Below are 14,631 nucleotides of genomic sequence, written 5' to 3'. Positions count from 1 at the left end.
GAATGCCCGTTCGGGCTACAGAAAGCAGGGGTGCGCCATGGGAGAATCAAATCGCCAAACAAAAGCATATGAAATTGATGAACATCCTTTCGAATTACGGCATGAGGTCAAACGCTTAAACAATCGTCTGGATAAGATTGCTGACTCACTAGAAAAATCAGAATTTAAGGACATCCTTGATAACTACTCAGATCCAAAAAAAAGAATTATCACAAACTTGATGGCCGGTATATCCCGAGGTCTCGGCCTATCTCTCGGAACGTTCGTAGTCCTTGGTGTTCTGGGCTACATTCTTAGCCTATTTCTTGATGTTCCCGTGATCGGTGAGTACCTTGGCGAGATCAAAAAATACATCGATGCGAACAGCTAACAACTGGGCTACCTATCGCCCATCTATCACCGTTCCCCCTTACCCCGCTTGTCCGTCTAATCCTTCAAGGTTAGCCGGACAAGCGGGGTAAGCGCGTTGCGGAACACAAATAAAGGACATGCTATTCTCCACACGGAGAGAGGCATGTCCTTATCGTCGAACAATAGAATTCAAATCCAAGTAATGTATATTACACATAAAGGAGCTCAATAGGATGAGTTAGCCATAATCTGCTTTAACTTCTCAGTGGCCCGCTTCTGTATCCGTGAAACGCTCATCTGTGAAACCCCCAGCTTCTGAGCGATTGCCCGCTGGGATTGACCATCTTGGAAGGCTAGCAGCAACACTTGCTGCTCTTGCTCCTTCAATTGTCCTAGTGCTTGCTGCAGATCCATTCGTTTCTCTACAGTCTCGTAATCGTTCGCATCAGAGCTGATAAGCTCCCCTAGCGTAGCTCCAGTCTCCTCTTGGGAAAGCGGTGAATCTAGAGATACGTAATGGTAACATTCTCTGCCTGCCAGTACTTCTACAGTTTCTTCAACAGACAGATCAAGATAATGAGCGATCTCATCGACCGCAGGAGAACGCTCAAGCTTCACTGTAAGTTCATCAATCGCGTGTTGAACAAGCGCTCCTTTTTCTTTAATCCGTCTAGGAACCTGTATGTACCAAGATTTATCACGCAAATAATTCTTCATATGTCCAATCATGCTTTTCATCGCATAGGGCTCAAAAGGGATTCCGAGACTGATATCATATTGCTGCAGTAACCGGATGAGCGCCATTTGCCCGACCTGATATAAATCCTCATACAAGTCGGGGCGATTACGGGAAATTTTCCCAGCAGCCATTTTCACCATAGGCTCATATTTCTGTATCAGCAACGTCGCCTGATCGTTATCCTTGGTCTGCTGATACTCCCAAATTTGAGTGACTGCTTCATTCATGGACTCGGGGGGAGTCACTTTGTCACTCATACTTTCTCCTCGCTAAAATTAAGGTGCTTCTTCAAAGTTACCACCGTCCCTTTTCCGGCTTCACTTACGACACTAACGTCATCCATCAACGCTTGCATTAAGTAGAACCCTAACCCGCCAACCTGAACGTCACTTAACTCCTTATCATGCAGTGTCATACGTTCATTAGACTTGTCCAAGCCGTCAAAGCTCTCCCCTTCGTCTTTGACTGTAATGGATAAGGAGCTTTCTTCTACCTCAAAAATAACATCTACTACTCCGTCTTTTTGGCCATAAGCATATAATACTGAATTGTTACACGCCTCTGACACTGCCACTTTCATGTCTTCTATATCCTCATAGGTGAAACCCATTTTCGAGGCAATGCCGTATAAATTCAACCTAACAATATCCACATACTCTGCGCTAGCAGGCAACTGAAGAATTACTTTTTGCACATCATCACTCATTCTTTGTTCTATCCTTTCCTAGTGGGAATTCTCTTGGGAGGCAAAAAACTTGGAAATACCAGTCATGTCAAACAGCTTCTGAATTTGTGGAGGAACATCCTCAACCATAAACTTAACGTCCATTCCTTGTCTTGATTTCAGGATGGAAAGTAGAATACCAATCCCTGTGCTATCGATGTATTTTAATTCTTTTAGATTAATAACTAAATCTAGTTTGGTATCTCCCACAAGTGGCTCCATAACCAGGCGGAAATCGGAAGCAACTGATAAATCAAGTTCACCACTCAGGAAAACTGTGCATACATTCCCTTTGGTTTCTGTCTTAGCATGGAACTTGTTACTTTTATGCGTATTCATTAGACGATCTCTCCTGAACAAATATTTTCTATATTAATAACCTTAATGATATACCTTTGAATCAGATAACGTTAAAAAAACGGATTGGTAAATACTAGACTACGCTTGGAAAATAGATATATCAGGTTCTACTAATACATTGTCGGTGCTAGAATATCGAGAAATAATTTGTTTTATACTACTCATCTTCAGCGGTTTGCTGATGTAATCATCCATTCCAGAGGCCTTACAGCGATTCTGAATCCCTTCCATAACGTTCGCCGTCATTGCAATGATAACGGTCTTCTCCGCAGCAGGACCACCCTCTCGACGAATTTGAGCGGTCGCCTCCAAGCCATCCATCACTGGCATTTGAAGGTCCATAAAGATAAAATCATAAGGATGTTTAATCGCCATATCCACAGCCTGTTGACCATCTTCAGCCATATCGGCCGCATAGCCCAGCTTATCCAGCATGCTGACCATTAGACGCTGATTAATCGGATGGTCATCCACAACAAGGATTCTACTTCTCCCCTCTTGATTGGGAACAAGATGCGTGGATTCCTCTTCTTGATATCCACCTATCAAATCTTCTCCTGGCATAGATGCCTGAATCGTAAAGATAAACGTGGCTCCTTTTTGCTCCATCGATTCTACCCGAATTTCTCCGCCCATCATTCCGACAAGAGATTTACATATAGCTAGTCCCAGACCTGTTCCCCCATATTTTCGTGTCATGGAAGAATCAAGCTGCGAAAAGGGCTCAAATAATCGGTCACATTTCTCTGGAGAAATACCAATCCCCGTATCCATAATTGTGAATTCAACTTCCATCTTATGATCCGCAACGCTCTTGATCGAGGCGACTAGATAGACCCCACCTTGATTTGTGAATTTAACTGCGTTAGCGATCAGATTAATTAAAACTTGGCGTAAACGAGCCATATCCCCATATAAAAGCCGAGGCAATTTCTGATCAATAAAATAAGCAAGCTCCAGGTTCTTCTTTCCCGCTTCTATCGAGAAGAGGCTGAATACCTCTTGAATTAAATTTCGAAGTTCAAATAAGTGCTCTTCAACTTCCATTTTTCCGGATTCCATTTTAGTAAAATCAAGAATGTCGTTAATTACCGTAATCAACGTGTCGGCACTTTTCCGAATGATCTCCGAATATTCCTTTTGCTCAGAAGTAAGATCCGTCTCCATTAACAGATCGATCATGCCAACTACGCCGTTCATAGGTGTACGAATCTCATGACTCATCATAGCAAGAAATTCCGACTTTGCTTTAGAGGCAATCTCCGCCTCTTCTTTTGCCTTAATAAGCTCACTATTAATAATTTCCAGTTCTTTCGTCTTTTGCTGCAGCAGCATGGTTTGAGTCTGATGTTTCTTACTCGTGATGTACATTTCGACAAAGCCTTGTATCTTAGAGTTCAAAATTTGTGGAATGAAAGGCTTGACCATATAATCAATAGCCCCTGCCGAATAACCAGCGAATAAGTGCTCCGCTTCCTTGCTGTTCGCAGAGATAAAAATAATGGGGATATCCTTTGTTTTTTCTCTGGCTTTGATCAATTTTGCGGTTTCGATCCCATCCATACCCGGCATCTGTACATCTAGTACGATGACAGCAAAATCATACCTTAACAAACACCGCAGTGCCTCTTCACCGGAGGTGGCTTTGACTAGCTCATAATGCTGGCTCTCAAGTACCGCCTCCAGCGCCAGCAAGTTTTCAGGACGGTCGTCGACTAGTAGTATATGAATTGGTTCTTGAAACCCCATAGGACCACCCTCCTTCATGCGTTATTTTATGTTACGGTATATTTTCTCCACTCTGTCTAAAGATTCATAGCAATCGCTATATTTCGTAAAGTGAATAGACTCTTTAGAGCCCAGAACAAGGATTCCAAAGCGACTTAGACTTTCATGAAACAACCCGTGAACATGATCACGAAGCTCATCATTGAAATAAATCATTACATTTCGGCAGAAAATAACATTAAATTCATTAAAAGAAGTGTCAGTAGCTAAATTATGTTCAGCAAAAATAATATTTTTGCGTAAATACGGTTGTAAAATGACTGAGTTATACTTCGCAGTGTAGTATTCGGAAAATGCCCGAGTACCTCCTGCCTCCAAATAATTCTTTGTGTATTGCTTCATTCTGCTGATATCATAAACGCCTTCCTTAGCCTGCTGTAAAGAACGCTCATTCATATCTGTGGCATAAATTCGAGCTTTATCATAAAGCCCTTCTTCATGTAGCAGGATGGCCATAGAATAAACTTCCTCCCCAGTGGAACATCCGGCATGCCAGATACGAATATAGGGATAGGTTCTTAACAAAGGAACTACCTTCTGGCGAAAAGTTAGAAATAATCCTGGATCCCTGAACATTTCAGTAACAGGAATAGAGAGACTGTAAACAAATCGTTCAAAACAAGCCCGATCATGCAGAACCTTCTCTTGCAGCGCGGATATGGTGAGTACATTCTCCGCATGAACATGATGCCAGATGCGTCGTTTTAATGAAGGCAACGCATAATTCCGGAAATCATAGCCATATAAACGGTGTACTCCATCAAGAAGCAGCTCAATCTCAATTTGCTCCAGTTCGTCACTTCCCGCCAGAACGGGCTGCTCCTCATCTCCGTGTTCTATTGCTTTCATTGTTATCCCGACTCCCTTATCAACACGCCGTACTTTTGAAGAATGGCTTTTTGTTAGTTCTTTTAAAGTATTACCCCAATATTGAGGTTACGAATACAGCCAGACTCGCATTAAAGATAGAAGTTGACCTGTTGCGATTGGCTTCTTCATATAGTCGGAGGCTCCAGCTTCAATACATTTGGCACGATCCTCTTTCATAGCTTTGGCGGTGAGCGCAATAATAGGGAGTTTCTGATACTGCGGCATCTCGCGGATCCGGCGCATAGCCTCATATCCGTCCATCTCCGGCATCATCATATCCATTAATACAAGATCGAAATCTTCTTGCTCTACCAGCATTTCCAGCGCCTCGCGTCCATTCTCCGCAAACTTCACTTCCATATGATACTCTTCGAGTACACTGGAGAGCGCAAAGACATTGCGAATATCATCATCGACGAGCAGTATTTTCTTTCCTTCGAACAATTCTTCTTTATTATGAAGCTTCTGCAGAATCTTACGTTTATCTTCCGGAAGATTTGCTTCTACCCGGTGCAAGAACAGCGTAGTCTCATCCAATAACCGTTCTGGAGAACGTACATCCTTGATAATAATTGATTCCGCATATTTGCGCAGCTGCGTCTCTTCTTTGCCATCCAAATCCTTACCCGTATAAATAATAATAGGTAGATCATTTAATTCCTCATCATCACGAATTTGATCCAGCAGATCGAAACCTGTCATATCCTCAAGCATCAGATCCAGAACCATACAATCATATCTCTGCTTCCGTAGCTCACTCAGTGCCTCCCCGCCAGTTGAAACTGCGGTTATGGCCACATCGTCGTGACCGATCAATTCCATGATTGAACGTCGTTGAATTTCATCATCCTCAACAATCAGCAAGTATTTCAACGTACTGGAGGTGTAATTCTCGATTTGGGAGAACGCCCGCTCTAGAGCCTCTCTAGAAGATGGTTTTCTTAAATAAGCCATAGCCCCCATCATAAGTCCCTGCTTCACTTCATCATTCACAGAGATGACATGGACAGGAATGTGGCGGGTCTGTGATGCACTTTTTAACTCTCTAAGGATGGTCCAACCGTCCATAACAGGCAGCTGAATATCTAGAATAATCGCATCAGGTAGATAAGTCTTTGCCATCTGCAGTCCAGTATCGCCTTGAAGGGCTACAAGTCCTTTGAAATTGCGGCCATGAGCCATATCCAGCAATATTTTCGCAAAGCTCTCATCGTCTTCTATAATAAGCAGAACCTTATCATTTGCAGTCAAATGATCACGGTCATCATCGATCATCAATTGTGGAATAGGTTCATGGACTGGTGTTGGTACAAGGGTTGGAGTCATATCTCCGATATATTCTTCGAAGGTTACAACCTCTCTAGAAGCAGCAGCTTCTATTACTGAAGGTTGCTTATTATAATTCCCTATAACCGGCAAATACATAGTAAAGGTACTACCTTGACCCTCACGGGATTCCAGTACAATAGCTCCACCCATTAAACGCGCTAACTCACGGCTAATAGACAAGCCTAAGCCTGTCCCTCCAAATTTACGGCTGGTAGTTCCATCCACCTGTTGGAAGGCTTCGAACACAATATCAGTTTTGTCTGCCGGAATACCAATTCCACTATCCTTCACAGCAATAGCAATATATTCAACTTCACTTGGCAGATCTAGCGGAATAAGATTGTCATCTGCTTGGCTAACCGAGAACTCAATAAATCCTTCCATCGTAAATTTAAAGGCATTAGAAAGCAGATTTCTTAGCACCTGCTTCAACCGATGACCATCGGCAATGACACTATCTGGCAGCGGCTCGTTAAAGGTAATTCTTAAAGAAAGTCCCTTTTTGAGCGCTTGCGGAGCAAAATTCTGCTTCACAAAGCTCTTCAGCTCCGTTAATTTAATTTCTTCTTGGTTCAGTTCCATTTTGCCAGCATCAACCTTGGATAAGTCCAAAATCTCATCAATCATCTTAAGCAAGTCTGCACCTGACATATAAATCGTATGTGCAAATTCAACCTGTTTCTCTGACAAGTTGCCATCCTTATTCTCCGTAAGTAGCTGCGATAGAATCAAGAGACTGTTGAGCGGAGTTCGCAATTCATGAGACATATTCGCCAAGAACTCTGATTTATATTTACTAGTAACGGATAATTGCTTGGCCTGTTTCTCTAATTGAATTTTTGCATGCTCAATTTCGTCTTTCTTCTCTTCAACCTCTTGCACTTGTTCCTCTAAAGCGCGGGTCTTGGCAATAAGTTCCGTATTATAATGCTCCAGTTCTTCCTGCTGACGCTGGAGTAGTTCTTCCGAACGTTTAAGCGCATCCGTCTGCTCTTCTAAGTTCTCATTGGAACGACGCAATTCCTCTTGCTGAGTCTGTAATTCCTCCGACTGACACTGCAGCTCTTCCGTAAGAGCTTGTGAATCACGCAACAACTTCTCCACGATCAAACGACGGCTAATATTATTAAAAATAATACTTAAATTATTAGCGAGTTGTTGCAGCAAATCATTTTTCAAACTGCTAAAAGGTTGGAATGAAGCAAATTCTACTACGCCTAGCAGTTCGTCTTCAAAAATAAGCGGATGGATAGAAATATATCCAGGTTGTGCATCCACGAATCCGGACTTAACGGATGAATAGTCTTCAGGAGCTTTCTCCAGTCTGATCGGGTGCATATCGAGCGCACTTTGTCCTACAAGCCCTTCACCAATCACAAACCCGTCCTTAGGTTTCTTATCATTATCTACTGCATAATATCCACTGCTTCGTAAAAAATCAGGACGATTGGCATCTTTTAAATATACAGCTCCGAACTGTGCTCCCAGCACAGGGGTAAACTCATTGATGAAGGTCTGTGAGACCTGATCCAAGGAGCTAACACCTCGCAAAAGTTCCGTCACCCGAGCAACATTCGCATTCAGCCAGGATTGGTCATTCTGCGCTTGCGCATAGGCCTGTTCCATTTGCTGCTTCTGTTCAAGATCTAAAGCCATCTTTTTAAAGACAAGAGCAACCTCACCAATTTCATCTTTAGTAGTAACCTTTATACGCCGTATGGCCCTCACTTTACCGTTGCCAAAGCTGGTAATCATCATCGAAACGACATTAAGCCCCCGAGTGATGCTTGGGATGATCCATAGAACTACTCCAAGTCCGAGAAGTAAGCCCATAATCATCATTAGAACTACCATCTGAGTCGAACTTTTATAAGCTTCGTTGGCCTTCGTACTCTCTTCATTCATAATAAAAGCATTATAATCAGAGAGACTGTTCAGAGCGTTTAACACGGCATTCTGAATCGCTTGTCCCTCTGTGTTGGAATACGTGCTAGCATTCTGAAAATAACCAGCCGATAGCAGTTTCAATACCTTTTCCTGATAATTTAAATAAGTAGTGTACGCGCCATCTATTTGACTGACCATTTGCATTTCTTCAGCGCTAGTCATCGACGCTTTTATTTTCTCGTAGTGCTCATTCGCTTTAGTAATCTTTTTATCAATCTCATTCTTTTGAGATTCTACCGATGATGCATCTGCACTTAACATGGTCGTGGTCAATATTCGCGCCATATCATTGACTTCTCCACGCATCCCCGAAGAAGACCGCCCCTTCATATATCTATCCTGATACCCTTCCAGTTGGTTATTCATATAATTTAAGCGGTCGTATCCTATCATCGTAAGTGCAAGCATAATCGCTAACATGGCACTGAAGCCAATTAAGAGTTTAGCCTTTATCTTCATTCTCTATCTGTTCCCTTCTTCAGTGAGATCCACACAATACACTTATCATCATCACGCTCTTTAGGAACCTCAACATTGAAAAAAGCAGCTCGAATAGCTTCTTCGTTCCACTCATGTTCAACATTTAAATGTTGAATCATAAATTTCAGCTGCTCTTCTTGTTCGCCCTCAACCAGTTCCAATAGACCATCTGTATAAAGAACTAGATGCCCTTCATCTTCATAGGTTAAGCTCTGTGGCTGAATATCAATCCGTTCAAACAAACCTACCGGGTGACAGTTACTTTCCAGCATGACTGGAGTCTTAGCCACACCTTCAAAAAATAGCGCAGGTGGATGCCCGGCGTTGACGTAGTCAATACGTTTCATACGGGTATCTATCACAAGATAAATGGTCGTAAAGTAATATTGGATCAGCTTTTTCTCAATATAGAGCTGATTAAACCTTCGATTGAGCTCCTGAATTACCTTTTCCGGCTCTTCATACGTAGTTACCGTGTCCTTTAACACAGAAGCAAGAAACATACAAAAAAGAGATGACGATATTCCGTGTCCCATAATGTCCAGCAGGATCACGCCATATCGGCCATCACCAAGGGGGTACCACGCATATAAATCACCGGCAAGCTCAGAGGATGGCTGATAGATGGCATTGACCTCAAAATTCTCTTCCTGAAGCGGCAAGCTCAACACAGCATTCTGAACAAGTGCGGCCAGTCTCAATTCTTCCTGAATACGCTGATCCCGTTCCTTATGCCAATCTTTCTCTCGCTTCAACCGGAGCGCAAGCCGAATTCGGGCCATGAGCTCCACTTTGTTAATGGGTTTCGTAACATAATCTACTGCACCTGCATCCAGTGCTTCTGCCAGCTTCTTGGAATCGCCAACAGCTGTAACCATTATTATTGGAATATCCTTTAGGTGTTCGTATTGCTGTACAACACGACATGCCTCGATTCCATCCATTTCCGGCATCATCATATCCAGTAAAATCAGATCGATATCTGACATCCGAGGACGTCCATCTTCACTCACAGAACCGATACCCAACCGTGTATGCATCTCTTTTGCAGAGGATGCGGTTACGAAATTTCGGTAATCTTCTTTTTTCAGGATTTCACGGATAATGATAACATTAGTCGGATTGTCATCTACGATTAAGATTCTCATCATCTTCACCTCACACGAATAGTATTACGAACGTAAAATTCTGCGACTCATTACCTATATCATACGCTATTTAAATGTGTTATTTCTATTTTTAATATATGTAAATATAGTAATAGGTTCATTTACGCCTTCAGCAAAGTAACCTCCCGAACTACTACATGTAGTGGTTCGGGAGGTTACTCTATGGTAAAGACAGCCTCTGTTTATTAACCAAAATGATCAAAAGTGAAACATATTAAGAAGAAATACTATCAAATAAATCAATACCTTCAAATTCACCTGCCAAATTTCGATATATTTTGAGCGCATTGTTTCCTCTCATGTATACATCACCATCTTCGGCAATAAAATAGGGTTTACCCAAGGTCGATTGCACATTATCCTTCACGGGATCAATTCCCACCCCATTTACCTGTAGACCAAACTGCTGTGCTTGAGAAGGTGAGACATGCACATACAGTACAAACCCCTCACCAACACCCACTGTTACATCTGCATATTGGTACTCCTCTGTCCCTTGCAATGGATCATTTGTTACCGCCAGCGGATTGCCCTTGGCCAGAAGCAATTCTTCCTTCGTAACATATAAAGCAACACCTTGCAGTGAATCAAACTGATTTATAGCAGGGCTCGTTTCTGAGGAATGTTCAAATGTAAGAACTGTCTTAGGCTGATCACTAAAAGTCGAGATAGGCGTCAACTGTGGAGACGCATCAAAGTATGGGGAAAGTAGACTAAACAAAAGAATGATAATGTTCATGTTGTTATCCCACCTTTCTTATCTGCAGCCGCCATTTACAGAGGACTTGCTGCCCTAACTTTAATGACGGAATTTTTTCCAAAGAGTTGCAGCTACATCTACACTTTTTAACACAGTAGCTATTTTCCCCGGTGCTTTTTCGTTATTAACAGCATCATAGGAGTTTACCGTACGTTCCTCAGCTGGAGTCAGCGGAGCTTCTTTTATAGATATCCCCTTACGCTTCTCTCTCAGTTCATGCGATTTACGATATCTCTCAATCACAGTTACTGAAACTTGCTTAACGGTTAAGGTTAACTCATTCATAACTTCTCCCAAATTCTTCACAGAATCTATGACAGGATCAATCTTCTGAATTTTATTCTGTACATCAGCGGTAATTTCATTTGCATGTCTGACTGTAGTCTTCACTTCATAAGTTAGTTCATCCATCGTCTTCTGAACTTCCACCAAGGTCTGACTTACCTTGTCGAGAGATTGCTTCGCTGACTGCAAAGTCTTAATTAGAAAGAAAACAAGTATTGCGAATGCGATAGCAACGAGAGCTACACTAAGTTCAATAATCATATTCATAACCCCTTCCAAATCTCATAAATAGTGGCTAATCAGCCTTGTATACTGCATAGTTACCCCTACTACCATATGCCGAAACAATCTGTCGAGCGTTGTCAAAACTCCCTGCTCCCCTTTGTTTCAGAATCAAAGTCCCCGTTTATACAATGACTACAAAACAAAAAAAGGATAGGTGATATGTAATGTTAAAATGGTCCGCAATTCTGCTAGTTGTAGCTGTAATCGCTGGTATCTTCGGTTTCTTCAATCTTGTAGCAGCCGCTGCAGGTCTTGCGAAGATACTATTCTTCGTCTTCTTGGTTCTGTTTGTTGTTTCCCTCTTCACGGGACGCAGAGGTAGATCGATGTAGCCTCCTCCCATATCTATCCATATATCTTATTCATCATGCAGAAAGTATAGGTCATTCCCACACAGATGTCACTTGAGAAAACAAGAAAAAGTTTTGAAGTTAGATCATAATGAGGAGGAACTTAACATGAAAAAATTCGCCAGCATTACACTTGCCTTGGGACTTATGGCTTCAATAGCAGCTACAGCATCAGCCGCAGAGGTAACAGGGACATCTACAGATTCTACGACCGCAACTGGAAGCACTTACACAACATCTTTTGAAACGATCATTACCCCATCGGATATTACTCCAGCCACACCACAAATTGTTCTAACCGAAAAAACAGCTTTCCACTTTTCAGTTGGCAGTATGATTCCCGCAGGCTGGCTTAGCGCTCAAACGCTTGATACCACAGGTGAAGTGATTACGGATACCTGGGGCAATGAATGGAGAGAAATCTACACTTGGCTAGGAAAAGCGTGGGTAAAGGTTCCTGTTGCTGCCAATGTAATTATGTAATTAGTACAGAGAAGATGATAAACAAGCATAAACGCCTTCGGCGTCCCTATAAGGACGGCAAGTATTTAAGCGAGAAATATAAGGATAATTTATAGAACGGAACATATAAATTCCTATATTTACAAAAAGCTACCCCCTCAGTAGATCATTCTACTGAGGGGGTAGCTTTTGCGCTTACGCCGCCTTTGTTCACCCGTCACAAACATGCGATGCTGCCGCTTCTGTACACCTATATAATTATCGGATGACCGATCCCCCGAAGAGGAAACGATTCGTCCAAGAAGCGCTTAATTTATCTACTTTCACCCCGCCTGAAGCTACGGAATAAGTATGGAGAACTTGTCCATCTCCTAGATACATAGCAACATGCGATATTCTTGCCTTAGATTTGTCGATCCCTTCATACGCTGAAGCGGAGTTCCCTTTATAATCCATAAAGAACATTAGATCGCCGCGTTTCAAACCGGAAGTAGACGTAACTACCGTACTATTCGATTTCACCCAATCTCCCTGTTGACGGGAATCAGCAGGCAGTTTCAAATTCACAGCATCCATGAAAATTTGCCGGATAAAATCAGAACAATCGAAGGTGCTTGTATCATATCTGCTGGAACCAAACTCATAAGGTGTACCCAGATAGCCCATACCTGCTGAGATTACACTCTCGATTTGGGCAGAAGCCCCAGGTGTAGAAATAGGTGGTACTGGTACTGGTGTTGGCGGCGTTGGTGTCGGCGTTACCGTCCCAGTCCCCCCATTATTAGCGAACGAAGTATATTGATCACTTGAACTTATATATCCAATGCTACCATCAGAGGTTTGAATTTGATACCAGGAGCTGTTCGGCTGTGCCAGAAGCTGTACTTGTTCCCCCTTCTTCAGAAGTCTCAGTACTTTTCCGCTTGTAGAAGGAGCAGTTCGAAGATTCACTCCGTACTTTATGGTTCCCGTTTGTGGTGATGGTGCTGTTGGTGTACCTACTGAAGATGAATTTACGCTGATATACTTATCATCTGTACTTGTATAGCCTACGGATCCATCCGCTGCTTTCACCTGATACCAATAGCTATTCGGTTGTGCCACAATCTGCACTTGATCCCCTTTTTGCAAATACTTCACTACTTCTCCACTTGTAGAAGGTGTACTGCGAAGGCGAACACTTGCCTCGATGACCGCTGTTTGACCGGCTGCTGCTGCCATAACTGAATTTGATGGACTTGAGGCTGCTGCTGCGTTTCCAGGAGCAGATACTCCTAAACCTGCAACAATTGCAGCTGAAACCAATAAGGATGCTGTTAATTGCTTATGTGATTTAATCATACGTTCCCCCAATACCATGATGAGATTTCAACAAAGGTGTGTACTACATTCCTTTATGCCCTCATTATAGGCTTGCCCGGGATTTGGAACATGCTCCAAATTGCACATATAATCATGCCACTTTATGGTAAAATACAGGACTAAAGTCTTGAATCCTCCTTAAATATGTTTGTTTTTTCCTTAAAATAGAATTTTTTAAATTTAATCTTTAGGTTCCACATGCACCTGTACATTCATAATATTGTGTAGCTTGCTCATTCTCTCTTCAATGGAGTCACTGATCCTATGACCTTCCACCACTGTAATATTCGCGTCTACCTCCACTACAACATCCACGTGTACATGATTCCCATGAACCCGTGCCTTCACATCTTTAATCCCCTCTACTCCCGGTGTTCGAGCAATCGTACTACGTAGATCCATCAATCTATCTTCATCAAAGCCATCCGTAAGGCGGTAGGTCGAGTCACGAAAAATATCCCATGCCGTCTTAGAGATAATCAGTCCGACAACTACTGCCGCCGCAGAATCAATCCATGGCAGTCCGAACTGAGCACCTACAATCCCAACAGCAGCACCTATACTAACCATAGCATCGGAAAAATTATCTTTCGCCGCTGCCATTAGTGCACTACTATTTATCTGCTTAGCCAGCCTTTTGTTGTATATGTATACTCCCATCATTGCTACTGCACACACTAGAGCAACACCAGCAGACCATAGCTGCGGGGTTTCCTTTGCACGATCGAAAAAGGACCGCACCGCCTCCACAATCACTTGAATACCTACTACCGCCATAATAAAAGAAGCCAACAATGCAGCTACTGTCTCTGCCCGAAAATGTCCATAAGCATGGTCAGAGTCAGGTGGCTTCCGCGAAATCTTTAGACCAACCAACACGGCTGCAGATGCTACGATGTCAGTTAGATTATTGACTCCGTCCGCGACCAATGCACTAGAGGCGAATAGATAACCGCTAACCAGCTTGAATGTCGATAAAATGAGGTAAGCCGCTATGCTAACCCAAGCGCCACGCTCGCCTTTACGTATATCTTCGTAAATATCAACCATTTTGGCTATCTCCTCGTTTTCTGTTTTGTTAGAAAAGAATTCTTTCAATTATTCTTGCCCTTGTAGCAGCATTTAAAAACAATTAGAATAAAGTGAAGGACTTGCTTCAAAGGAGGTTATCATAATGAGCGAAAACAATGAAAAAGGAAAAATCAATTTAGCTGAAGCTATCCGGCAAAAGCTGGAGCAGAAGAAACAACAATCTTCCTCCAAACCTGGATCAACTTTTCAGGCCGGATCCGCTAAACCACTAAAAAGTCAGAATAACAAAAAGCCTAACAACCAACGCCGTCGTACCGGCGGATCCTAGTACTATTTTA

15 protein-coding genes are annotated in these 14,631 nt (G+C 42.5%); 4 read left to right on the top strand and 11 right to left on the bottom strand.

What is annotated here, in order from left to right; genetic code table 11:
• Positions 1-37 precede the first annotated feature (37 nt).
• On the top strand, positions 38-370 hold the full coding sequence (locus MKY52_RS13050) for a DUF5665 domain-containing protein (RefSeq protein WP_234538930.1): 333 nt from the start codon (positions 38-40) through the stop codon (positions 368-370).
• 206 nt (positions 371-576) lie between these two features.
• Here the strand turns inward: MKY52_RS13050 and MKY52_RS13045 are convergent, their stop codons facing one another.
• The 9 genes from MKY52_RS13045 to MKY52_RS13005 form a co-directional block, all read right to left on the bottom strand.
• Positions 577-1,347, bottom strand: coding sequence for a sigma-70 family RNA polymerase sigma factor (locus MKY52_RS13045; protein WP_042131042.1), 771 nt, complete (start codon positions 1,345-1,347; stop codon positions 577-579).
• Positions 1,344-1,796: an anti-sigma B factor RsbW gene (rsbW, locus tag MKY52_RS13040; protein ID WP_042191848.1), complete on the bottom strand. Its 453-nt coding sequence runs from the start codon at positions 1,794-1,796 to the stop codon at positions 1,344-1,346. Before rsbW ends, MKY52_RS13045 begins: the two co-directional genes overlap by 4 nt.
• Before the next feature lie 18 nt (positions 1,797-1,814).
• Positions 1,815-2,153 (bottom strand): STAS domain-containing protein, encoded by a 339-nt coding sequence (locus tag MKY52_RS13035; protein WP_042131044.1) that lies wholly within the window; start codon positions 2,151-2,153, stop codon positions 1,815-1,817.
• Between the two features lie 99 nt (positions 2,154-2,252).
• Entirely contained in the window at positions 2,253-3,923 is a 1,671-nt protein-coding gene (locus MKY52_RS13030) for a response regulator (protein ID WP_341051648.1), read from the bottom strand.
• A gap of 21 nt (positions 3,924-3,944) precedes the next feature.
• The gene (locus tag MKY52_RS13025; RefSeq protein ID WP_341051645.1) at positions 3,945-4,811 is read right to left on the bottom strand and encodes a CheR family methyltransferase; all 867 of its coding nucleotides are present in this window, start codon (positions 4,809-4,811) and stop codon (positions 3,945-3,947) included.
• Between the two features lie 87 nt (positions 4,812-4,898).
• Positions 4,899-8,567: a response regulator gene (locus tag MKY52_RS13020; protein ID WP_341051644.1), complete on the bottom strand. Its 3,669-nt coding sequence runs from the start codon at positions 8,565-8,567 to the stop codon at positions 4,899-4,901.
• Positions 8,564-9,736 (bottom strand): fused response regulator/phosphatase, encoded by a 1,173-nt coding sequence (locus MKY52_RS13015; RefSeq protein WP_341053411.1) that lies wholly within the window; start codon positions 9,734-9,736, stop codon positions 8,564-8,566. Before MKY52_RS13015 ends, MKY52_RS13020 begins: the two co-directional genes overlap by 4 nt.
• Before the next feature lie 235 nt (positions 9,737-9,971).
• Positions 9,972-10,496 (bottom strand): hypothetical protein, encoded by a 525-nt coding sequence (locus tag MKY52_RS13010; protein WP_341051643.1) that lies wholly within the window; start codon positions 10,494-10,496, stop codon positions 9,972-9,974.
• Between the two features lie 60 nt (positions 10,497-10,556).
• The gene (locus MKY52_RS13005) at positions 10,557-11,063 is read right to left on the bottom strand and encodes a DUF948 domain-containing protein (RefSeq protein ID WP_042191859.1); all 507 of its coding nucleotides are present in this window, start codon (positions 11,061-11,063) and stop codon (positions 10,557-10,559) included.
• A 188-nt stretch (positions 11,064-11,251) separates the two neighbouring features.
• Between MKY52_RS13005 and MKY52_RS13000 the strand changes: the two genes are divergently transcribed.
• Entirely contained in the window at positions 11,252-11,419 is a 168-nt protein-coding gene (locus MKY52_RS13000; protein ID WP_042131050.1) for a DUF1328 family protein, read from the top strand.
• A gap of 126 nt (positions 11,420-11,545) precedes the next feature.
• Positions 11,546-11,920 (top strand): hypothetical protein, encoded by a 375-nt coding sequence (locus MKY52_RS12995; RefSeq protein ID WP_341051641.1) that lies wholly within the window; start codon positions 11,546-11,548, stop codon positions 11,918-11,920.
• 237 nt (positions 11,921-12,157) lie between these two features.
• Here the strand turns inward: MKY52_RS12995 and MKY52_RS12990 are convergent, their stop codons facing one another.
• Entirely contained in the window at positions 12,158-13,240 is a 1,083-nt protein-coding gene (locus MKY52_RS12990; protein WP_341051639.1) for a C40 family peptidase, read from the bottom strand.
• A gap of 201 nt (positions 13,241-13,441) precedes the next feature.
• A complete protein-coding gene (locus MKY52_RS12985) occupies positions 13,442-14,311 on the bottom strand; it encodes a cation diffusion facilitator family transporter (RefSeq protein WP_042191865.1) in 870 nt (289 codons plus the stop codon).
• A 124-nt stretch (positions 14,312-14,435) separates the two neighbouring features.
• Here MKY52_RS12985 and MKY52_RS12980 point away from each other — a divergent pair, with 124 nt between their 5' ends.
• Complete coding sequence (locus MKY52_RS12980; RefSeq protein ID WP_042191867.1) at positions 14,436-14,621, top strand: hypothetical protein; 186 nt, start codon at positions 14,436-14,438, stop codon at positions 14,619-14,621.
• Positions 14,622-14,631 lie beyond the last annotated feature (10 nt).

The organism is Paenibacillus sp. FSL P4-0184, from assembly GCF_038004625.1.
GTDB lineage: Bacteria > Bacillota > Bacilli > Paenibacillales > Paenibacillaceae > Paenibacillus_AQ.
Note: the sequence above shows the minus strand (reverse complement) of the source record. Positions and strands in the feature narration are given on the sequence as shown.